11 protein-coding genes are annotated in these 19,833 nt (G+C 36.9%); 2 read left to right on the top strand and 9 right to left on the bottom strand.

Annotated features, from left to right (window positions below):
* Positions 1–39 precede the first annotated feature (39 nt).
* The 4 genes from ACZZZI_RS22525 to ACZZZI_RS22540 form a co-directional block, all read right to left on the bottom strand.
* Positions 40–1,806 carry a RagB/SusD family nutrient uptake outer membrane protein gene (locus tag ACZZZI_RS22525; RefSeq protein ID WP_463491608.1) on the bottom strand — a complete coding sequence of 589 codons (1,767 nt, stop codon included), beginning with the start codon at positions 1,804–1,806 and terminating at the stop codon, positions 40–42.
* Between the two features lie 29 nt (positions 1,807–1,835).
* Positions 1,836–5,216: a TonB-dependent receptor gene (locus ACZZZI_RS22530; protein ID WP_463491610.1), complete on the bottom strand. Its 3,381-nt coding sequence runs from the start codon at positions 5,214–5,216 to the stop codon at positions 1,836–1,838.
* A gap of 243 nt (positions 5,217–5,459) precedes the next feature.
* Positions 5,460–6,638, bottom strand: coding sequence for a FecR family protein (locus tag ACZZZI_RS22535; RefSeq protein WP_463491612.1), 1,179 nt, complete (start codon positions 6,636–6,638; stop codon positions 5,460–5,462).
* Between the two features lie 72 nt (positions 6,639–6,710).
* Positions 6,711–7,271, bottom strand: coding sequence for a sigma-70 family RNA polymerase sigma factor (locus ACZZZI_RS22540; RefSeq protein WP_463491614.1), 561 nt, complete (start codon positions 7,269–7,271; stop codon positions 6,711–6,713).
* Between the two features lie 1,178 nt (positions 7,272–8,449).
* On the opposite strand from ACZZZI_RS22540, the gene ACZZZI_RS22545 reads away from it, so the two are divergent.
* Both ACZZZI_RS22545 and ACZZZI_RS22550 read left to right on the top strand, forming a co-directional pair.
* On the top strand, positions 8,450–9,661 hold the full coding sequence (locus ACZZZI_RS22545; RefSeq protein WP_463491616.1) for a glycoside hydrolase family 18 protein: 1,212 nt from the start codon (positions 8,450–8,452) through the stop codon (positions 9,659–9,661).
* 41 nt (positions 9,662–9,702) lie between these two features.
* Complete coding sequence (locus ACZZZI_RS22550; protein ID WP_463491618.1) at positions 9,703–11,214, top strand: sulfatase family protein; 1,512 nt, start codon at positions 9,703–9,705, stop codon at positions 11,212–11,214.
* 98 nt (positions 11,215–11,312) lie between these two features.
* Here ACZZZI_RS22550 and ACZZZI_RS22555 read toward each other — a convergent pair whose 3' ends face one another.
* Genes ACZZZI_RS22555 through ACZZZI_RS22575 form a run of 5 tightly spaced genes read right to left on the bottom strand, consistent with a single transcriptional unit; the run spans position 11,313 to position 19,747 of the window.
* Positions 11,313–12,446, bottom strand: coding sequence for a formylglycine-generating enzyme family protein (locus ACZZZI_RS22555; RefSeq protein ID WP_463491620.1), 1,134 nt, complete (start codon positions 12,444–12,446; stop codon positions 11,313–11,315).
* Positions 12,447–12,489: 43 nt separating this feature from the next.
* Positions 12,490–13,989 carry an alpha-L-fucosidase gene (locus ACZZZI_RS22560; RefSeq protein WP_463491622.1) on the bottom strand — a complete coding sequence of 500 codons (1,500 nt, stop codon included), beginning with the start codon at positions 13,987–13,989 and terminating at the stop codon, positions 12,490–12,492.
* A 16-nt stretch (positions 13,990–14,005) separates the two neighbouring features.
* Positions 14,006–15,553 carry a sulfatase family protein gene (locus ACZZZI_RS22565; protein WP_463491624.1) on the bottom strand — a complete coding sequence of 516 codons (1,548 nt, stop codon included), beginning with the start codon at positions 15,551–15,553 and terminating at the stop codon, positions 14,006–14,008.
* 2 nt (positions 15,554–15,555) lie between these two features.
* Complete coding sequence (galA, locus tag ACZZZI_RS22570; RefSeq protein WP_463491626.1) at positions 15,556–18,003, bottom strand: beta-galactosidase GalA; 2,448 nt, start codon at positions 18,001–18,003, stop codon at positions 15,556–15,558.
* Positions 18,004–18,028: 25 nt separating this feature from the next.
* Positions 18,029–19,747, bottom strand: a complete 1,719-nt coding sequence (locus ACZZZI_RS22575) for a beta-N-acetylhexosaminidase (RefSeq protein WP_463491637.1) — start codon at positions 19,745–19,747, stop codon at positions 18,029–18,031.
* Between the last annotated feature and the right edge of the window lie 86 nt (positions 19,748–19,833).

Genomic DNA, 19,833 nt, shown 5'->3' on the forward strand with positions numbered 1-19,833 from the left:
GGTTTAGAATTCCCCTGCAAAATGCAGGGGAGATGAAATTTACCAACCTGGATTTTGAGGCAATAAATTTTTATTTAATGTTAATTCATTAAGAGGAACTGGCGATAAATAATCTCTGGTTAAATTAAATTTATATCCTGCGCTCATTGCACCAACATTTTTATACAATTCGATATACCCATTTGCATCTATCGGATAAGCACTTAGGATTGAAGAAGTAAAAGAATTATCCCATTGCGCTCTTTTAGCTCCTTTTGGCTTCCAGCCTACAAGAAGTTCATCTGCTGCTGCCCATCTAAAAATATCATCCTTCCTAAAACCTTCAGCAGCGAGTTCAATTCTTCTCTCCCTTCGAACCTCGTTAACAATTGGAGATAATAACGGAAAATCCCATTTACTATCGGCAGTAATTGAAGCAATTGTCAGATTTGGCATACCTACCCTATCGCGAAGTAATTTGATACTTTTATCTACATCATTTTGCGTTATTGTTCCTAATTCAGTTTTAGCTTCAGCAAAATTTAACAATACTTCAGCATAGCGAAAGAATATTAAGCCCGTATAACCAACATTCGATATATTTTGCTGCATTATTGGGTCTGTATTCAGCCCCTTGTACAGTTGATAACCTGTGGCATTTTTATCTGCAATTGCCCCAGAAAAACCAGGTAAGGTGAATGTTTCGCTAGGTGTGCCCGATAGTAATAAGTGCTGTCCATCTGGAGTACAAATAGTTTGATTTAAACGTGGGTCGCGATTCTGAACCAGATTCAAGAGCAGGTCATCCCCTTTATAAAGCGCATTTCCAGTAATGGGCTTGCCATCTGTACATAAATAGTAATCAATAAGATTTTTCGTCAGGCCACGTCCGCCACCTCTTTTAATGGTGATTATCCAATTCTGACCAAATGATGGGTTATCTGTTATGGAATATTTTCGCCAAAACATAATTTCCTTACTTGCAGAATAATCGGTTTGATTGAATAATTTCCAATACCCCATAGTTATGCCCGAATTATCCAATTGATAAACATTAGAATTAATTAGCGCTTCAGACACCTGGGCAGCTTTCTGAAGATATTTTACGCCATCAGAACCGCTAACCCCAAACACCGAACCTGCATGGTATTTTTCCCAGGTGCCTTCGTATAATGCAACTCTGGATTGAAATGCCATGGCGATCTCTTTATTAATTCTCATAGCTTGAGCTGCACTTCTAGTTTGCAAGAGACTAATGGCCTTATCCAAATCATTTATGATAGAATCAGCTATTATGTTCCTTGCCAACCTGTTAGAATAGATTAAATTTTCATCTGATAGCAGAAGCGGCTTATTGATCCAGGGTAAGTTTCCATAATTTTTCATTAAATTAAAATAGATCCATGCCCTAAAAAAATAGGCTTCCCCTACATACGGATTGATTGCCGCAGGAGTCGCGACGACCTTATTGTAATTCGCTAAAAAATAATTTACGTTTCTTAATTCTGTGAAGGACCAATCCGCGCTGGTGGCAGGCACAGTACGCTCGCCATTGATTGCATTATTATAATTGCTGGTTAAGATCATATTATCACTGCCCTGATCAGCATCTTGACCGTAAATACCTAGTGTACTGAAACCATTATATGATGGTAAAATACGGTTGTAAAATCCATTGGCATATAATTGAAGATCGTTAGTTGTTTTCCAAAATTCTGCATCGGTGATTTTATCTTGGGGAGTCAAATCCAATGACTGTTTTTTACAGCTTATTAGTGCGGTACTAACACAAAAGGCTGTTAAAATGATTATGAATATATTTTTCATCTTAATTGTTTTATCTTTTATAAATCTTTTTACAGCGACACATTTACACCAAAAGAAAATGTTCGTTGCAGCGGATAGATTTTTGCATCACCTATTGCCAACTCTGGATCTATTGACTTCGCCATTTTAGTTATCGTGGCTAAATTTTCAACAGAAGCATATAATCTAAACTTGCTAATTTTGAATCTATTAATAAGTTGGGTTGGCAATGAGTATCCTAACTGAACATTTTTGAATCTTAAATACGCTCCATTCTGAAGATATCGTGTTTGAACTTGAGTATTCTTTGCCATTTCAGCACTCATATAATATTTAGGGAAATATCCTTCCAGATTATCTGGAGTCCATCTGTCTCTATGTATATCAAAGAATGAACTTTGAAAACGATCTCCCGTTATCCCAAAGAAATAGTTAGAGTTAATGAATACATCTCTTTTTCCAATACCCTGAATAAACGCATTAAAATCAAAGTTTTTCCAAGATAAATCGATGTTAAAGCTATAGGCATATCTTGGTGTGTTGTTTCCGATAACACTAAGGTCGCCAGGGCTATCTGCTGTATTTTTACCATTATCAATTCTTCCACTACCATCAAGATCCTTGTAAATTACATCCCCTGCCTTCCAGGTGCTTGCCCAAAAAGATGCTGGAAGAGCACTCGAAGCAGATTGATTACTATCATATAAACCAGTAGAGGTATATCCCCATATACTACCTAAAGTCTGACCTTCGTAATAATCTGTTAGTATTCTTGTAGTATTAGGATACTTAATTACTTTACCAGAGTAATCACTTAAAACAGCTTTTATTCCATATTTCACCTGCCCAATACGATCTTTCCAACCTACGGTCAATTCAAATCCAGTAGTTTCCAGTTCACCACCATTTATGTTTGGGGCAGCAACTCCAAAAACAGCAGGAACAGGAACAGCAGCGACAACCATATCTTTCATTGTTCTTCTATACCAGTCAAAAGAGAGCGATAACTTATTTTTTAAGAGTTCTGTATCAAAACCAAAATCAAGCATTACTGGCTTTTGCCAGGTAATATCTGGATTAACCACTCCTGGTGCAGACACGTAAGCCTGACGTCCACTTCCAAAAAACCAATTTGAAGCAGCGGGGGCTATTGTATTTAGAGAAGCGTAGAATGGATAAAGAGAAAAACTTGCCTGATCACCCGATTGTCCATATGATGCCCTCAATTTCAACATATTTACGGTATTTTTAATCGTTCTAAAAAACGATTCATTTGAGATCACATATCCGGCAGACACACCAGGATAAAACTGCCAGCGATTTGTAATAAAACGGGAAGTCGCATCATATCTACCATCAAACTCAATTAGAAATTTTTCCTTATAGTTATAATTTAACCGCGTAAAATATCCTTCGGTAGCATATTGACCTATTGCATCACTAACTATTGGTTTATCATTATAACTTAAAGCAAGCGAAGGTAAATTATCTGTATATAAGTTACTATTAGATCCTGTTAATGAAAGGCTCTCATTAAACCTTTTAATATAGCCGCCTAAAATTTTGAAATTATGTTGTCCCAAACTATGCTCATAAGAGGCAAAAAGATTAATGAGCTGATTGCTCGTTTTACCCAGAGTCCGACTAAAGGTATTCGGATTTACACCAAAGGTAGCAAGTGAACCATCAGGTTTAGGGATGTAGAAGGTTTTACCTAAAGAAGAAGATTCATTATTATAAATAAATATAGTGTAATTTCCAGTTACATTAAGCCCTTTTAAAGGAGTTAATACAAATTCACCCGTCAACGCGGTTTGATCCTCATTATCGAGGGTGCGGCTTCCGGATCCCATCCACGCTGGATCACTGAAATTACTTAAATTTCCATCAGGGTTATAAAGCGGAACTACCGGAGCAACTCTCGCAGCCTGGTGCATATATCCACTTAATCCACCTCCCGTGCGAGCGGGGTAATCATAAGGGGAATCTGCATTCGATCTAGAAAAAGAAGATCGGATGTTAACCTTCATCCAATTGGTAACCGTTGCACCTAAATTCCCTCTAAAGTTGTAGCGTTTAAAACTATCGTTACCATAGCTATACATTCCATCCTTATCATTGTAACCTAAGCCGATGTAATAATTAATATCTGTAGAGCCACCGCTAACTCCTATATTATGTTGTTGACTCTTACCCCATTTTTTAAAAAGGATATCAAACCAGTTATTATTGGCATTACCCAGCTGGCCATTATTCCAGTCGGTATTTGTTGCGTTTGCCTGGGTTTCAGTTTTTAGCGAACCATTCAAATACGCATTTACCCGGTCTATTTGCTCCTGAGGATAAATAATAGTACTTCCAGCATTTAGTGCCGCCTCATTAAAGATATTGACATATTCAATCGATCCAACTGGTTTGGGGATATTGATTAACTGTGAATAAGAAATATTATTATTATAAGATATTTGAGGTTTTGCACCAGCTTTGCCTTGTTTTGTATTAATTAAAATTACTCCAAATGCCCCATCAACGCCATATATTGCTGAGGAAGCCTGATCTTTCAGTACGCTAATATTTTCTATATCATTAGGATTAATACTATTGATATCACCACCAGGAACACCATCAATTACCAATAATGGATTACCTCTGCTACCAAAACCAGTGTAACCCCTAATATTTAAACTTTGTGTTGAGTTGGGAGCACCACCACTTGTATTACTTGAAATATTCAAGTTTCCAACAAGCCCTTGTAGTGCTTGAGATACTCTTGTAATGGGTCTGTTTTCTAGTAATTCCTTACCGACTTGTTCTACAGCCCCAGTTAAATTAATCCTTTTCTGGCTACCGTAGCCCACCACTACAAGGTCATTTAAGTCGGAAGACTTCTGTAATAATTTAACATTCAATATCTTATTAGAACCAGCGCTAAGTTCTTTAGTTTCGTAGCCCATAAAAGAAAATTGCAAAACACTATTTTCATCTGGAACTTCAATTTTATATTGCCCATCCTGGTCTGTTACTGTACCTCTATTTAGCCCTTTAATTCTTATAGTTGCTCCCGAAATTGGCCCAGTATCATCACTTACTTTACCAGAAATCACAATTGATAGTTGTTGTATTTCCGATGGCACTACAGGTCTTTCTTTTACAACAATGCTTTTTTCTAAAATTGAAAAGTGAATTGGTTGTTCTTTCAAATAATTGAATAGAAGCTCTTCAACAGACATATTTTTCACGTCTATTGTTATCGGCTTAAGGTTCTTCAAAAGCTTATTTGTATAAAGAAAATTATACCCAGTTTGCCTGTTAATTTCTTTAAAAATCTTGTCTAAAGAAGCCTGCCTTTCTGAAATAGTTACCCTTTGCGCACTTGCAGCCATTCCCAGTTGCAAAAATACGGAGATCAATAAACAAAATGTTAAATTCATTCTCATAATTATCTTTTTCCGTAATGTCGGATTCATCCCTATGCAGTTAATCACAGGGTAATGATTATTTGGTTCTTTTCTATAGGCTAGAATACTATAGAATTTCATAATGTAAAATTTCATACATTTGACTTGTTTGGTTAGTTTAATTGATAGCTAAAATTTAATTACTGACGGACAAAATCTCACAGGGTTCCGATGGCCGTCGGGATCCTGTATTTTTATCCTGATTTTGAATAAAATCTACATAACGGTTATACTCCTTTCTTTAATTTTAAATTTCACTTTACCTGTTAATTCTAACAGATCAAGTACATTCTGCACATTTGAGAATTTTGATATTTTACCAGTGAATAACTCATCGGTAGGTGTACCTCTGAATTCTACATCTACATTATACCATCTTGATAATTTCTTCATAACACTTTGTATTGGCTCATTATCAAATACAAACGCTCCATTTTTCCAGGCGATTACTTCTTCAATATTCGCTTTAGAAATTTCGATAGCTTTTCCATGAGCTATAATAGATTGTTGCCCAGGTTTCAAGATTCTTTTGTCATTGTTTTTGGGTAGTAAGGACTGAACATTTACACTTCCTTTAACAAGAGTTGTTTTAGTGACATTTTCATCACCATAAGTATTAATATTGAAATGAGTACCAAGTACAGTTACACACTGAGCATCTGAGATTACTTTGAAAGGTCGAGTCTTATCGTGTTCAACTTCAAAATATCCTTCTCCAGTTAACTCAACTAAACGTTCCTTCTCTTTGCTAAAAGACACTGGGAATTTAAGTGATGATTCAGCATTTAGCCAAACCTTTGTACCATCTGGTAAATCAATCTGGTACTGTCCCCCGCGTGGTGTAGTAACGGTGCTGAAAATAGGAACTGGAGGTTTTCCATTTAGCGAGGTTTTCTGATTTTTATCATTCTTGGAATAAATAAGCCTTCCGTCCTCAGCTTTAACTATTCTTAAATTATAGCCAGCTAAGAGTTCCCCTTTTGCAACTGCTCCAAGGTCTATCTCCTTACCATCGCTCATCTTTAAAGTTGCCGTATTCGAACCTGGTAATACGACCTCGATATTATGCTTAACCTGAACCATTCCTTTATCAGCTTTTTGAAGTAAAAAAAATGCAATACCAAAAGCGATTAAAAAAGCGGCGGCAGTTCCTGCGCGATAAAAAAAGACTTTTTTTGTATATGATATTTCTGGCTTATCGAATACTCTTAATTTAATTTTCTGAAAAATTTCAGATCTGATATCCGCATTTGCTTTCGGCTTATCTATATAAATAGGATCTTCTAAATTTGAGCCCGCTTTATCATACCACTGGTGTAAATCATTTTTTTCTTGATCGGACGCAGCTCCAGATAGATATTTCCTGGTTAATTTTTGTAATTGTTCTCTATTCATAGCGCTTTTGTGGGCTTTGAATATATAGAGTAAATAAAATTGGTTTTACCCTTAGTCCAATTCTTATTTTTTTTAAAATAGTAGATGAAAACTATTTCCGATGTTGGCCCTTATTAATTTGAGTGCTTTAGTCAGGTGTGCTTCTGCAGTCTTAGTTGAAATGTTAAGTAATTCAGCAACTTTAGCAAGTGGCATATCTTGTAATTTATTATAACGGAAAACAAGTGCGCATTTTTCAGGGAGTCGATTAGATAAATCATTAATAATCTCAAGAAGCAGTTTGTTTTCAATATCATCACTCATGAGATATTTTTGTTGTTCCTGATATAAGTGATGGTCTTCAAAGATTTTCTTTTGTTTTTCTTTGGCAAGATTTCTATAAACGGAATATCTAACCATTGCAGCTAGGTATACAGGCAAAGAGTTTATGGTCAACGTAGTCCTTTTATGCCACAAGAGCACAAATACATCTTGAAGAATTTCTTCGCACGCTTCTTCATCTTTTAAAAGTCGATAAGCGACATAATAAAGTTTATCCCAGTATTTTGAGTAAATTATTTCGAACGCATGCGCATCTCCCAATTTTAATGAATCGGTTAAAGCTTTATCCGAATGAAATCCTTTTGAATCCATATTTTATCTTTAAAACGACATGCGTTAATAATTGTAAACCAGAACATATTTTTCTGGTTATAAAAATAAACGAACCTAGATAGGCTTTTATTGATAACCCATTTACGTTGTAACTATTACAAGAAACTGCACTATAAGAGGTTTATTTTCAAATATTAATTTTTTTCAATTATACACTAAGTTTTCTATATTTCGTTTTAAGTAATACATATTAATTATTTATTCTCACAAATCAATTAGATGATGCCTTTCGACACCCGATCAATAAACTAATTGCAAAACTAACTATAGGATAAATATTTTTGGTACGGAGAGTTCAATCCACTCTGATTCATGGTAATCCAATGGCTTAAAATTTGATCTCCTGTTTGAATAGTACAGATCAGTTAGACAGTAAGTGGTGAAAGTTTGCTTAGCTAGAACAAATCTCTATATCCTAGATTAATACCTAAAATAATTTTTATTGGGAAGATGAGTTTATGATTGCAGCTTTAAGCGTTACACATCAAAAATAAAACGATTTTGTGGTGATTGCCATATAGTTCATTGGAGAGAATGACTTGACTAGAAAGCTGAGCATTCTTCTTTTATGTCACATAGATTTCTCATTTTGCAGGCTTGAAAAATGAGGAGAATTTATGGTCGGTCTTAATCCACTGAAGAGGTGTTAAGGTTTGAACCTGATTCCACCAATCAAAGAAAATCAAACATCAAAGAAGATTTCCAAACGCAGAAGGAAAGGTTTTTTGATGGTCCCAAGATTTTTTTTAAATCTACAGTAAGCCTGATAAAAAGTCAATTCGAAAATCATTTAGTAAGCTACATGATTTTGGCTTAAATGTCCAAGCTTAAATAGTTAGTTATCAATCGTTTTAATTTTTTTTTGCGGATTAAACATTTAATGTTAACGAAGTTCATTTCAACCTAGAAAACAGACAAAATTGAACATTTTATAGACATGCGAGAAAACAAAATCAGCATTGTACCATTAAATTTGATCTACAGAAGAGCTAAAAATTAGTAATAGCTGAACTTCCATTTAAAATTAAAAAGATTGACTACATGTTAACATTGAGGACAGAAATCGGCAACTACTCTAGAACGAAAAAAAGCTGGAAATTCATTAATAGGATAAACTACTGCTAAATTAAATACCATAAAAACAATTTAAAGATAAAATGAAGAAAAACAATACCCTATACTTATCACTAGTGCTGACCCTTGTGCACTTCAGCACATGGACAGCAAATGCTAACCAGTCTATAGAAATCAAGTCGGTGGACTCAAAAAATGTAGTTTTGGGCTACATGAGCTTTTCAAAATACAATTCATACAGTTTAGAAGACATACACTTTGATAAGCTAACTCATATTGTGCAATCCTTTATGTGTCCAGTTTCCGCTACTGATCCTAAGTTGAAGTATATCGGCGATGAAACAATATTTAGCAGAAATCAAGAGCTCAGTGAAAAAAGCTTTCTTGGCTATGGCAGTCAGCTTGTTGCAGAGGCAAACAGAAAAGGTGTTAAAGTATTGTTAGGGATTTCAGGTGGAACAAAACTACATGCAAAGGATCTAAAGGTCATTTTTAATAATCATAAGCTGCGAAAACAATTTATTAAAAATTTAATAGAGATTTGCGAAAAGCGTGGTTACAATGGTGTAGATCTGGATTATGAATATGCAGAATCAATTAGTGAAAAAGAAGGCATCAGTAAATTTATTACAGAATTGAGAGAAGGTTTTAATCAAAGCCCAAGGTTTTCTAAAAGAAAAGCATTAATTACCATGGCCTGTCCAAAGTTTGACAATTACGGCCAACGGTATGATTTTACGCTATTAAGCAAATTTTGTGATTGGTTTAACATCATGACCTACGCCTACGAGGCGAATTTCACAAAATTAGCGGGTTTTAATTGCCCGCTATTTCCCGAGCAAGCGGCTATCAATATAAACCGTGGAGGTTCTGTCTCTTCATCAATGGTTGACTATTTTGTGAAAGAGCGAGGTATTAAACCCCAGCAGTTAGTACTTGGTTTAGCTTTTTTTGGGTGGTTGCATCAAGATTATTCTGGATTGTATAAAGCAAAATCACAATCTACAGGACTTAGTTATGCTGAGATCTCACGCAATTATATAAATAAACCCGACTGGATTAAAAACTGGTCTGATGTTGCTCAGGTCCCGTATCTTACCAATGTAAAAACTAATCAAATGATCAGCTATGATGACGAAGAATCAATTAAACTGAAGTGTAATTTTGCTCAGCAACAAGGTTTTAAAGGTGTAATGATATGGGAACTTTCCCGTGGGTTTTTGAAGAATTCGGATCATTCTGAACCGCTGCTAAACGCAATTGCAGAATCTAAAATTGGATTAAGGTCCAAATAACGGAAAGATTTTTTTTTACAAATCAAATATTATATTAAAACATGAAACGCATTATTTTTCTACTGATAATGACAAACTCCATTGTGGGTTTAGCTCAAAAATCTTCAAAAATTAACAAGCTTAAACCTAATGTAATTTGCATTTATGCCGATGATTTAGGCTATGGAGACTTGAGCTGCTATGGAGCAACCAACATTCAAACACCCAACTTAGATAAACTTGCAGCCGAAGGAATCCGCTTTACTAATGGACATGCTACTTCTGCAACATGCACTCCATCTCGTTTTGCTTTTATAACGGGCCAATATCCTTGGCGTACCGAAGGCGTGAGTATTTTACCTGGCGATGCCGCATTGATTATCCCAACCAACAAAGCTACTTTACCTAAACTATTTAAAGGTGCAGGTTATAAAACAGCAATTGTTGGTAAATGGCACTTGGGTTTAGGAAACAGAGTAGAAAAAGATTGGAATGGTGAGGTAAAGCCTGGGCCAAATGAGGTTGGTTTTGATTATTCTTTTATTTTCCCGGCAACTGCCGATCGGGTTCCAACAATTTTCTTAGAAAACCATAAAGTTCTTGCCCTTGATTCTAACGATCCCATTCAGGTAGATTACACTCAACAAATTGGTACTTATCCTACTGGTAAAGATCATCCAGAATTATTAAAGTTACAATCTTCTCCTGGTCATGGGCATAACCAAACCATAGTAAATGGGATAGGAAGAATTGGTTATATGAGTGGTGGTAAACTAGCCCGATGGGTCGATGAAGAGGTTTCTTCGACTTTTTTAACTAATGCAAAAACATTTATTGAAGAAAATCAAAAATCTCCATTTTTCTTATATTTCGCACTAACTGAACCTCATGTACCAAGAATGCCAGCCACACAATTTAGAGGAAAAAGTGGTCTGGGGTTAAGAGGCGATGCAATTTTACAACTCGATTGGACAGTTGGCGAAATTGTGAAACAGCTTAAAGCCTTAAATTTAGAAGAGAATACAATTATTGTTTTTACAAGTGATAACGGACCTGTTTTAGATGATGGCTATGTAGATAACGCAAAAGAAACGTATAAAAATCATCCACCGGCTGGAAAACTTAGAGGCGGAAAGTATAGTGCTTTTGAAGGTGGTACACGGGTTCCATTTATCATAAAATGGCCAGCTAAAATAGGTCCAAAAGTTTCTCCAGCGTTAGTTTCTCAAGTAGATTTGTTGGGAACATTTGCCTCGATTTTAAATCAGCCAATCCCTAAAGAAGCTAGAGATAGTAAAGATTTAACGAAAGCTTTTCTTGGTCAATCTAATCGGGGGAGATCTGTATATATTGCACAAGGTGGATCGCTATCTTTAATTAAAGATGGTTGGAAATACATCTCTCCTTCTAACGGCCCGGCATACAATAAGTTGGTACAAATAGAAACGGGTAATTTAACTACGCCCCAGCTATATAATTTAAGTGATGATATAGGAGAACAAAATAACCTGGCGGATAAATACCCTGAAAAAGTTAAACAAATGGCTGCGTTGCTTGTAGAAATGAAGAAATAATAATTACTTCATTAAGAAAATAATTTTAGCTGATGCCGGAATCAATTTAGAGTTAGGCATCAGCTTCCATACAATATGATGGTTTGTTAATTAACTTATTATTCTGAAGCCACACACCTGAACCCCATATTACTCATTCCAGAATCCTTTGAACTTTTCATTCTTCTGGCTACGCGGTAACCAGAGCAATAACTATCGTTACACATAAATGAGCCACCTCTAGCTACTTTTTTTGGTGTGTATGGATCGTCTGGATCAAAACTTTTTGATGGCCCTGTAGGATTAATGGCTCCATTTTTTATTTCCTTATAATAATCATTACCGTACCAATCTTCACACCATTCCCAAACATTCCCGGCAATATCATAAATGCCATAGCCGTTTGGTAAAAAAGAACCTACAGGAGAGGTTCCATAGAAGCCATCTGTCTTAGTATTCAAATTTGGGAAGTGGCCTTGCCAAAAGTTGGCTCTGGGTTTTCCTTCGCCAATGGACTCATTTCCCCAGGGATAAATTGCGTTTGATAAACCGCCTCTGGCTGCCCATTCCCATTCTGCTTCAGTAGGAAGTCTTTTCCCAGCCCAGGTTGCGTAAGCCTTCGCATCATCCCAGCAAACCTGCGTAACCGGGTAATTATCCTTACCTTTAATATTGCTCGTTGGTCCAGATGGATGGCGCCAATCCGCTCCTGGCACCCAGCTCCACCAACTGCTATAATCATTAAGATCCACAGCGCTTTTAGGTGGAGTAAATACCAAACTGGCTGGAACAAATGTTTCTGGCGCTGGCTTTTCCGTACCTGGGGGCAACTGTTTTTTTAACTCGTTCCAATCTGGAACACGTTCGGCTACTGTTTTATAATGTGTTGCTTCTACAAACTTTCTAAACTGCCCATTGGTAACTTCATATTTATCCATATAAAATGCATTTACAGTTACTTTATGCTTCGGATATTCATCTTCAACAGCCTGATCGTTATCCCCGCCCATCATAAAACTACCTCCAACAACTTTAACCATTCCTTCTTTAGAAAAAACTTTTCCAGAAGGTTGAATGGTATCACCTTGTGTAGCTGTAGCAAAGCGCTTTGGAATTGATGAATGACAGGTTACGGCATCCGTTGCAAACTTATGCTCGCTTTTGGCAACAGAGGTTGATGATTCTTTTTTTTGTTTACAACCTACAGTCATTAAAACTATAATTTGTAGAAAAATAAATACTATTGATTTCATTCAAGATGATTATAAAAATATGATGGAGCAATCCGGGAGCAAGTTATAATTTTTCTTTAAAAAGCCCCAATTCTGATATTGTTGGGTTTAAACGAGATTTACTAATCCTTAGTCGCACTTTATTTGTGCTCACCACTGGAAATCTCAGCAAACGTTTATAACCGATTGTGGTGCCCTGGGTTGCAATTTTCCAGTCCTTACCGTCCCAGTATTCTAATGAAAATTCTTCTATACGCTGTCCAATACTGATATTTTCTTGTAGAGATAGAACATTAAATACTTTTGTCCCTTTAAGATCAAGGGTAATTGCAGCAGCAGTATCTTGATTGATTGTTGTCCAACTGGTTTCGAAACGATTATCCAAAATTGCCATGCTGTTCTTACCATTTTCGGAAGTTATTTTAGCGCCATTAGCCAGGTTAACTTTGAAAATTTCTGATCTAAGCTTAGTCCAGCTTCTTAGGCTATTAATATCTTCATCGGATAACAAACCATCGGTATTTGGTGGAATATTTAATAGTAAAACGCTGTTTCTACCAACAGAACTAAAATAAATATCATTTAACTTCTCTGGCGACTTTACTTTATCATTTTCTTTCGGGTGGTGGAACCATCCTGGACGAATGGAAACATCCGCTTCTGATGGATACCACACCAATCCCTTTGCATTCTTGATTTTTTCTCTACTGCCAATATCCTGTCCTTTTACGAACCCAGAAGGCTTAATATTCATTTCTTTTTGAGAATTGGATGAAATGCTGTTTTGATCTATGTTATCGGCTGGCAGCACACTCCATTCTGTTTCTCTGCCATATCCGGTTTCGGTTCCAACCCAGCGTACATCTGGTCCCATAACTGCAATTACAGCATCTGGTTGAAGTTTTCTAATGTGCGCATACCACCTGTCAAAGTCGTATTCTTGCTTTTTACCGTTCGGGCCTTCGCCATTTGCGCCGTCAAACCACACTTCATCAACCTTGCCATATTTAGTTAATAATTCTGTTAATTGATTTAAAAAGAAATCGTTATAAGCAATAGTTCCATAAGAAGTTGCATTCATATCCCATGGTGATAAATATACCCCAAAGCCTATGCCGTATTTTTTACAGGCCTTGGCAACTTCGGCAACAACATCTCCTTTACCAGCTTTCCAAGGACTATTCTTAACCGAATGCAGGGTGGTTTGAGTTGGCCATAAACAAAAACCATCATGATGTTTAGCGGTGATTATAACTTGCTTAAAGCCGTTTTCTTTAGCTACTCTCACCCATTGGTCGGCATCTAGCGCCGATGGGTTGAATATTTTTGGATCTTCCTCTCCTGTACCCCATTCGCGGTCAGTGAAAGTGTTAACTCCAAAATGAAAAAATGCCGTAAGCTCTAGTTTTTGCCACCTGAGCTGTTTGGTGGATGGGGTGGTGTTAGCTGCCTTTGCCACAACAGAAGCTAATGGCTCATCTTTAGCTATTAAGGTATAATTTTGCTGCCCAATTGCGAATTGACCAGATAGCATTAGTATGCTTATTATAATTTTCGATTTCATAGTCTGTTTATGAGATTTAATTTTTCTGTAAAACTCCCTTTGCATCCTGGTCATCAAACTTATCAATCTGGGTATTTAACTCTTTTTTTAAATTAGCTGTAATTTTCCCAAACCCCTTTTCTCCATATATGTTATGCATTTCATGAGGATCATTTTTTAAATCATAAAGCTCCCAACCATTTACACGTTTATAAAAGCGAATGAGTTTATATCTTTCTGTACGAATACCAAAATGCGGAGATACCGAATGCTCGCCATTTTCGTAATAGTGATAGTACAATACTTTTCTGCCTTTTTTATGATCTTTAAGTGCAGGTAACATCGATTCTCCCTGAATATCTTTTGGAATATTAATTTTTGCAATATCAAGAACTGTTGGAGCAATATCCAAATTCATAACAAAGTTTTCTGAAACAGAGCCGGGTTTAATTACACCTGGATAACGCATTACCATTGGGGTGCGGAAAGATTCTTCATAAATCCATCGCTTATCAAACCATCCATGTTCTCCTAAGTAAAAACCTTGATCTGATAAATATACAACGATGGTATTCTCTTTAAGATTATTCTTATCCAGATAATCTAATGTCCGCCCGATGTTGCGGTCTAAAGATTTTGCTGTGCTTAGGTAATCGCGTAAATATCTCTGAAATTTCCATTCTGTTAAAGCGTTTTCACTTAACTTTTGCCTATTAAAATCTGCCTGGATGGGTTTATAGTAAGCATCAACCGCGGCTCTCTGCTTTGCATCCATCCTTTTAAAGTTGCCATCTAAACTTTCAGCCTCATCCGATCCAAACATTTTAAGATCATAGCCCATAATCATCGTCTTTGCAATTGACATATCCTGAATTTTAGCGGCTTCCCTGTCTTTGTAGCTATCGTAAAAATTAGCGGGTAAAGGAAACTTTACCTGTTCAAAGCTGCCCAAATCTGCGGTATCGGGCAACCAAACCCTATGCGTAGCTTTGTGACCAATAACCAAACAAAACGGTTTAGTTGTATCTCTCTTATCAAGCCACTGCTCGGTTACATCTTCGATAACGTTTGATACATAGCCATCAATACGTTTTTTAGAACCATCCATCATATTAAAATCGGGGTTATAATATTGACCCTGATCTGGTAAAATTTGCCAAAAATCAAATCCTTGAGGCTTACTTTCAAGGTGCCATTTACCAATCCATGCAGTTTGATACCCACCGTTTTTAAGTTGCTTGATAAAAGTATCCTGATCGCCATTAAAAACGGAACTTTCATTATCCTTAAATCCATTTTTATGACTGTATTTCCCTGTCAGGATCACAGCTCTACTTGGTCCGCATATCGAATTGGTAACATAGGCCTTGTTAAATTTTACACCTTCGTTTGCGATGCGATCTATATTTGGCGTTTGCATCAGTTTGCTACCATAGGCACTAATGGATTGGTAAGCATGATCATCGGAAACAATAATAATGATATTGGGTCTTTTAGAAGCATGCTCTTGAGTTTGGGCGCACAGATATAGTGACGGACTGCAAAGCAGCGCAATTATTTGTGACTTTAATTTATACGATTTCATCTCTATTTAATAGTTTTTAATTCTAAAACACTGTTTTTTACTCCTTCAGCTGTGGCTGCTAGTTTTATTACTCCTTCAGTTTCTGAGGCCTGGATAATTATTTGGCACTTTCCGTTAAACAATTTCCTTTGCCAGCCACCATTCAAATATCTGTCGGGCTCGTGGCTGGATGGATCGCCGTTACCTACGCCAAGAATTGAACCATTTCCTACCAGTGAGAATTTGATATTATTCATTGCATCAGGCACTTCTATTCCTTTTTTATCCACTACAAACACATTTACAACACTTAAATCCTCCCCATCGGCATTAATAATTTTTCGATCAGGGGTTAAAACAATGCGATAAGCATTATCACTGGTTTGATTCATATACCGAATGGTTCGCCCATTTTTCTTACCAATAGCTTCAAGTTCGCCTGGTGCATACACCACATTCCATTCTAAATGGCCGTTAACTGGCATTGCTTTTTGCCCCAGGCTTTTGCCGTTCAGCATCAATTCAACGCTTTCGGCATTGCTGTTGCACCAAACTTTTATTGTATCTCCAAGTTTATGATTATTCCAATGCGGATAAGTTTTTATTACATCTTTATCTCCCCACCAACTTTGGTAATAATAGTATGTATTTTTTGGAAAACCACAAACGTCCATAATGCCGAAATGCGAATTCACATTTGGCCAAGTGAAAGGTGTTGGTTCTCCACGATAATCGAAGCCAGTCCACACAAAGCCACCCATCAGCCATGGTTTATCCGCCGTAAACTTCCACCATTCCTCGGCAGTTTGTCCCCAGTTTGGTTTATTTAAATCGTAATCTGGCAGATATCCACTAATCGAATCCCTTTTGTACATGCCCCTAGAACTTACCATACTCGAAACTTCGGTAAATAATATGGGTTGACGGGGATGTTGATCATGATATGCAGCAATTTCTCCGATGTGGTAATTGAAACCTCTTACATCCACTTCTTGATTGATACCAAAAAATCTGTTGCCATTGTTGCCACCATAGGTGCTTCCACGCGAAGGATCAAGTGCCCTTTGGCGATTAACTAAAGTTTGTGCAAGTCTTCTGCCCAGTTCTGTATTCTGAATGCCGGTTTCTTCATTGCCCAAGCTCCAGAGTATAATACTGGGATGATTTCTATCCCGAAGGATAAGGCTTTCAAATTGCTGAAGATATTCAGTACCAGTACCTATTAGGCGATTTTCGTCCATAACCAACATCCCAAGCTCATCGCAGGCATTTAAAACTGCCTTTGATGGTGGATTATGGCTACATCTATAAGCATTGGCGCCCATCTCTTTTAATAATTTAATTCGATAGTACACGAGTGCATCGGGCACCGCTACGCCTACACCAGCATGATCCTGATGATTGCACATGCCTTTTATCTTTATAGATTTGTTGTTCAGGAAAAAACCCTTTTCGGCATCGAATTTAATCGTTCTTATACCCAGCACGGTACTGGTACTATCTATTACTTTACCTTTATTTTTGACTATTGAAATTAGATGGTAGAGGTATGGATTATCCAGATCCCACAATCTTGGATTATTTAAGGTGATATGCTGTATAACTTTAGTGGTATCATTTGGGTTTACTGTTAAATTATTTGATACCAAACCATTTACCCTTTTGCCTTCGCGATCTACAATATAAGATTCTACCGTACAAACTGATGCATCCATACGCTGATTTCGAACGGAAGTTTCAGCTCGAACAATTGCATTTCCATCACGGATTTCTGAAGATACATAAACCCCATTTTGAGGAATATTTACTTCGCCATATTGCACTAGTGTTATGTTTCTGTAAATTCCGGCGCCTTCATAAAACCAGCCTTCATATTGCGTGGCATCTACCCGGATAACGAGAACATTAGGTTTGGTATAATCGATATAATCGGTAACATCAAAAGCATTTTCTGTGTAACCGCTAAAACCACTGCCGATATAATTATTATTTATCCATACTTTAAAATCTCTGTAAATGCCTTCCATACGGATTACCATACGCTGTCCGCTATCTGCACGATTCACCAAAAACTTTTTCCTGTACCAACCGATATTATTTTGCGGATATAAACCGCCAACAGGCCTGTAACCATGACTTTGCACATCGAAATTGTTGGCGTACTCGAAAGGAAGCTCAACAGCCCAATCGTGAGGAATATTAACTGTTCGCCAAGTCGAATCCTTAAAATCACGCTTTATTGCGCCACCACTACCGTTGGCAATTGTAAAGTTTCGCACTAAACCGTAATCAAAATCCTTAGTTGGATCTGAAGCATTTCCCAGATGAAATTTCCAGTTTTTATTTAGTGATTCTGATTTTCTAACAGGTACCTGGCCGTGAGAAAATGATTGTGCATAACAGTTATGCGATAAGATGAAGATAGATAGGAAACCGGTTATTGTTCCCCGTATTTTTTCAAATAGGTTCATGGCTTTAAATTATTATATTTTCGATTTAAGGCTTGGGCAATACTAAAGGACTGATTTTTGTTGAGAAAAAGCTTACACCTGCTTCCCCAAGCCTATTCGTATGGCTATATAAGCGCTTATTAAAATTTCCCCAATTCTTAAGTTTTACAGGCGACCACATAACTTCCGAAAGCGCAATCATTCGTGGAAAAGTCATTTGCTCTAATTGTTGTACGGAAGGAATAAATTCTGTCCATAAACAACCCTGGGTTCCTAAAACAAGTTTGTGGCTGGCCATATCCAGTTTTTCGGGTATAGGTTCATAATCGTAAACATTTTTTAGCGTATTAACAGAAAACCTAGCTGCTAGAGGTTGTTGGTAAACGAGTGTATCAGCTTGATAACGATTAAAATAAAGAGGTTTTACTGGAGTCATCACTACCTTATGGTTCAGTTTCGCAGCTTCAATGCCTCCTTTTTCTCCTCTCCAGCTCATCACAATAGCATCGGCTGGTAAGCCACCCTCCAAAATCTCATCCCATCCAATAAGTTGTCTGTTGTTGGCTTTTAAAAATTTACCGATCCTGCTAATGAAGTAACTTTGAAGTTCGTGCTCATTGTTAAGACTTTCATTTTTCATTCTTTGCTGACAGCGTGCGCAGTTTTTCCAGCTCATCTTGTCAACTTCATCACCGCCAACATGAATATAAGGAGCTGGAAACATCTCCATAACTTCTTTAATTACATCTTCCAGGAAGGTAAAAGACTCTTCGTTGCCCGCGCAATAATTTGCCTGGGCACCAGGTAATATTCCCATTGAGGTTCTAACTTGTTGGAGTTGCCCACTACAAGAAAGCTGAGGGTACGCCGCAATAACCGCATGAGAATGCCCAGGCATTTCTATTTCTGGAATTACTGTAATATTTCGCTCAGACGCATAAGCAACAATTTCCTTAACTTGCTGCTGGGTGTAATATCCCCCATAAGTGAAAGTATCTGCTTGATTAAGTATTTGATTTTTTTTGTAAAAAATACTACCTCGAATTTCCTTTCTCCATGCGCCAACTTGTGTAAGCTTAGGATATTTTTTAATTTCTAATCTCCAGCCTTCATCGTCGGTTAAATGCCACTGAAAAACATTTATTTTATACATCGCCATCAGATCTATATAATTTTTTACAGCCTCGGACGAGAAAAAGTGTCTGCTCACATCCAACATCATACCTCTCCAGGCAAATCTCGGATAATCGGTTATTTTGAGGCTCTTAACGTTTAGTATTTGGTTGGTGCGAATGCTAGGAAGCGCTTGTAGTAAGGTTTGAATCCCATAAAAAATTCCCTTATCTGTGTTTGCTGTAATTGATATTCCAGAAGGATCGACGGCTAAATGGTAACCTTCGGCACCTATTTCAGTAGATTGGCTGATTAATAACTTAATTCTATTTCCACCCAAATCTCTAACTATTGCGGGATGAATGTCAGAAATAGATTGAATAGCAGTAGATAAATAAGTGGCGAGCTTTAAAAGATTTGGTTGCTTGATGCTATAATAAATAGCGGTATTTGCTGAAATTTGAAAAGACCCTGGTAAGATTTCCATCCTAACAGGCAAAGGTATAATTTGTGGTACAGGTGTTTGTCCAAAAACTTTCCCAATACCAATAAACATAGAAAAGGCGACGATAAAAAAGAAGTTGCAAATTTTAATATCAAAGATCTCGTAAATGAAGGAATAATGTTTTCTATCCTTTAAAATAAACGGCATAGGTAGTAGAGTTTAGGGTTTTGATCATATTTGATGAAGGAAATTATGGTTATGTGGGTGTATAGGCTTATCGATGCTTTTAAGCA

Source organism: Pedobacter sp. AC190, assembly GCF_979258025.1.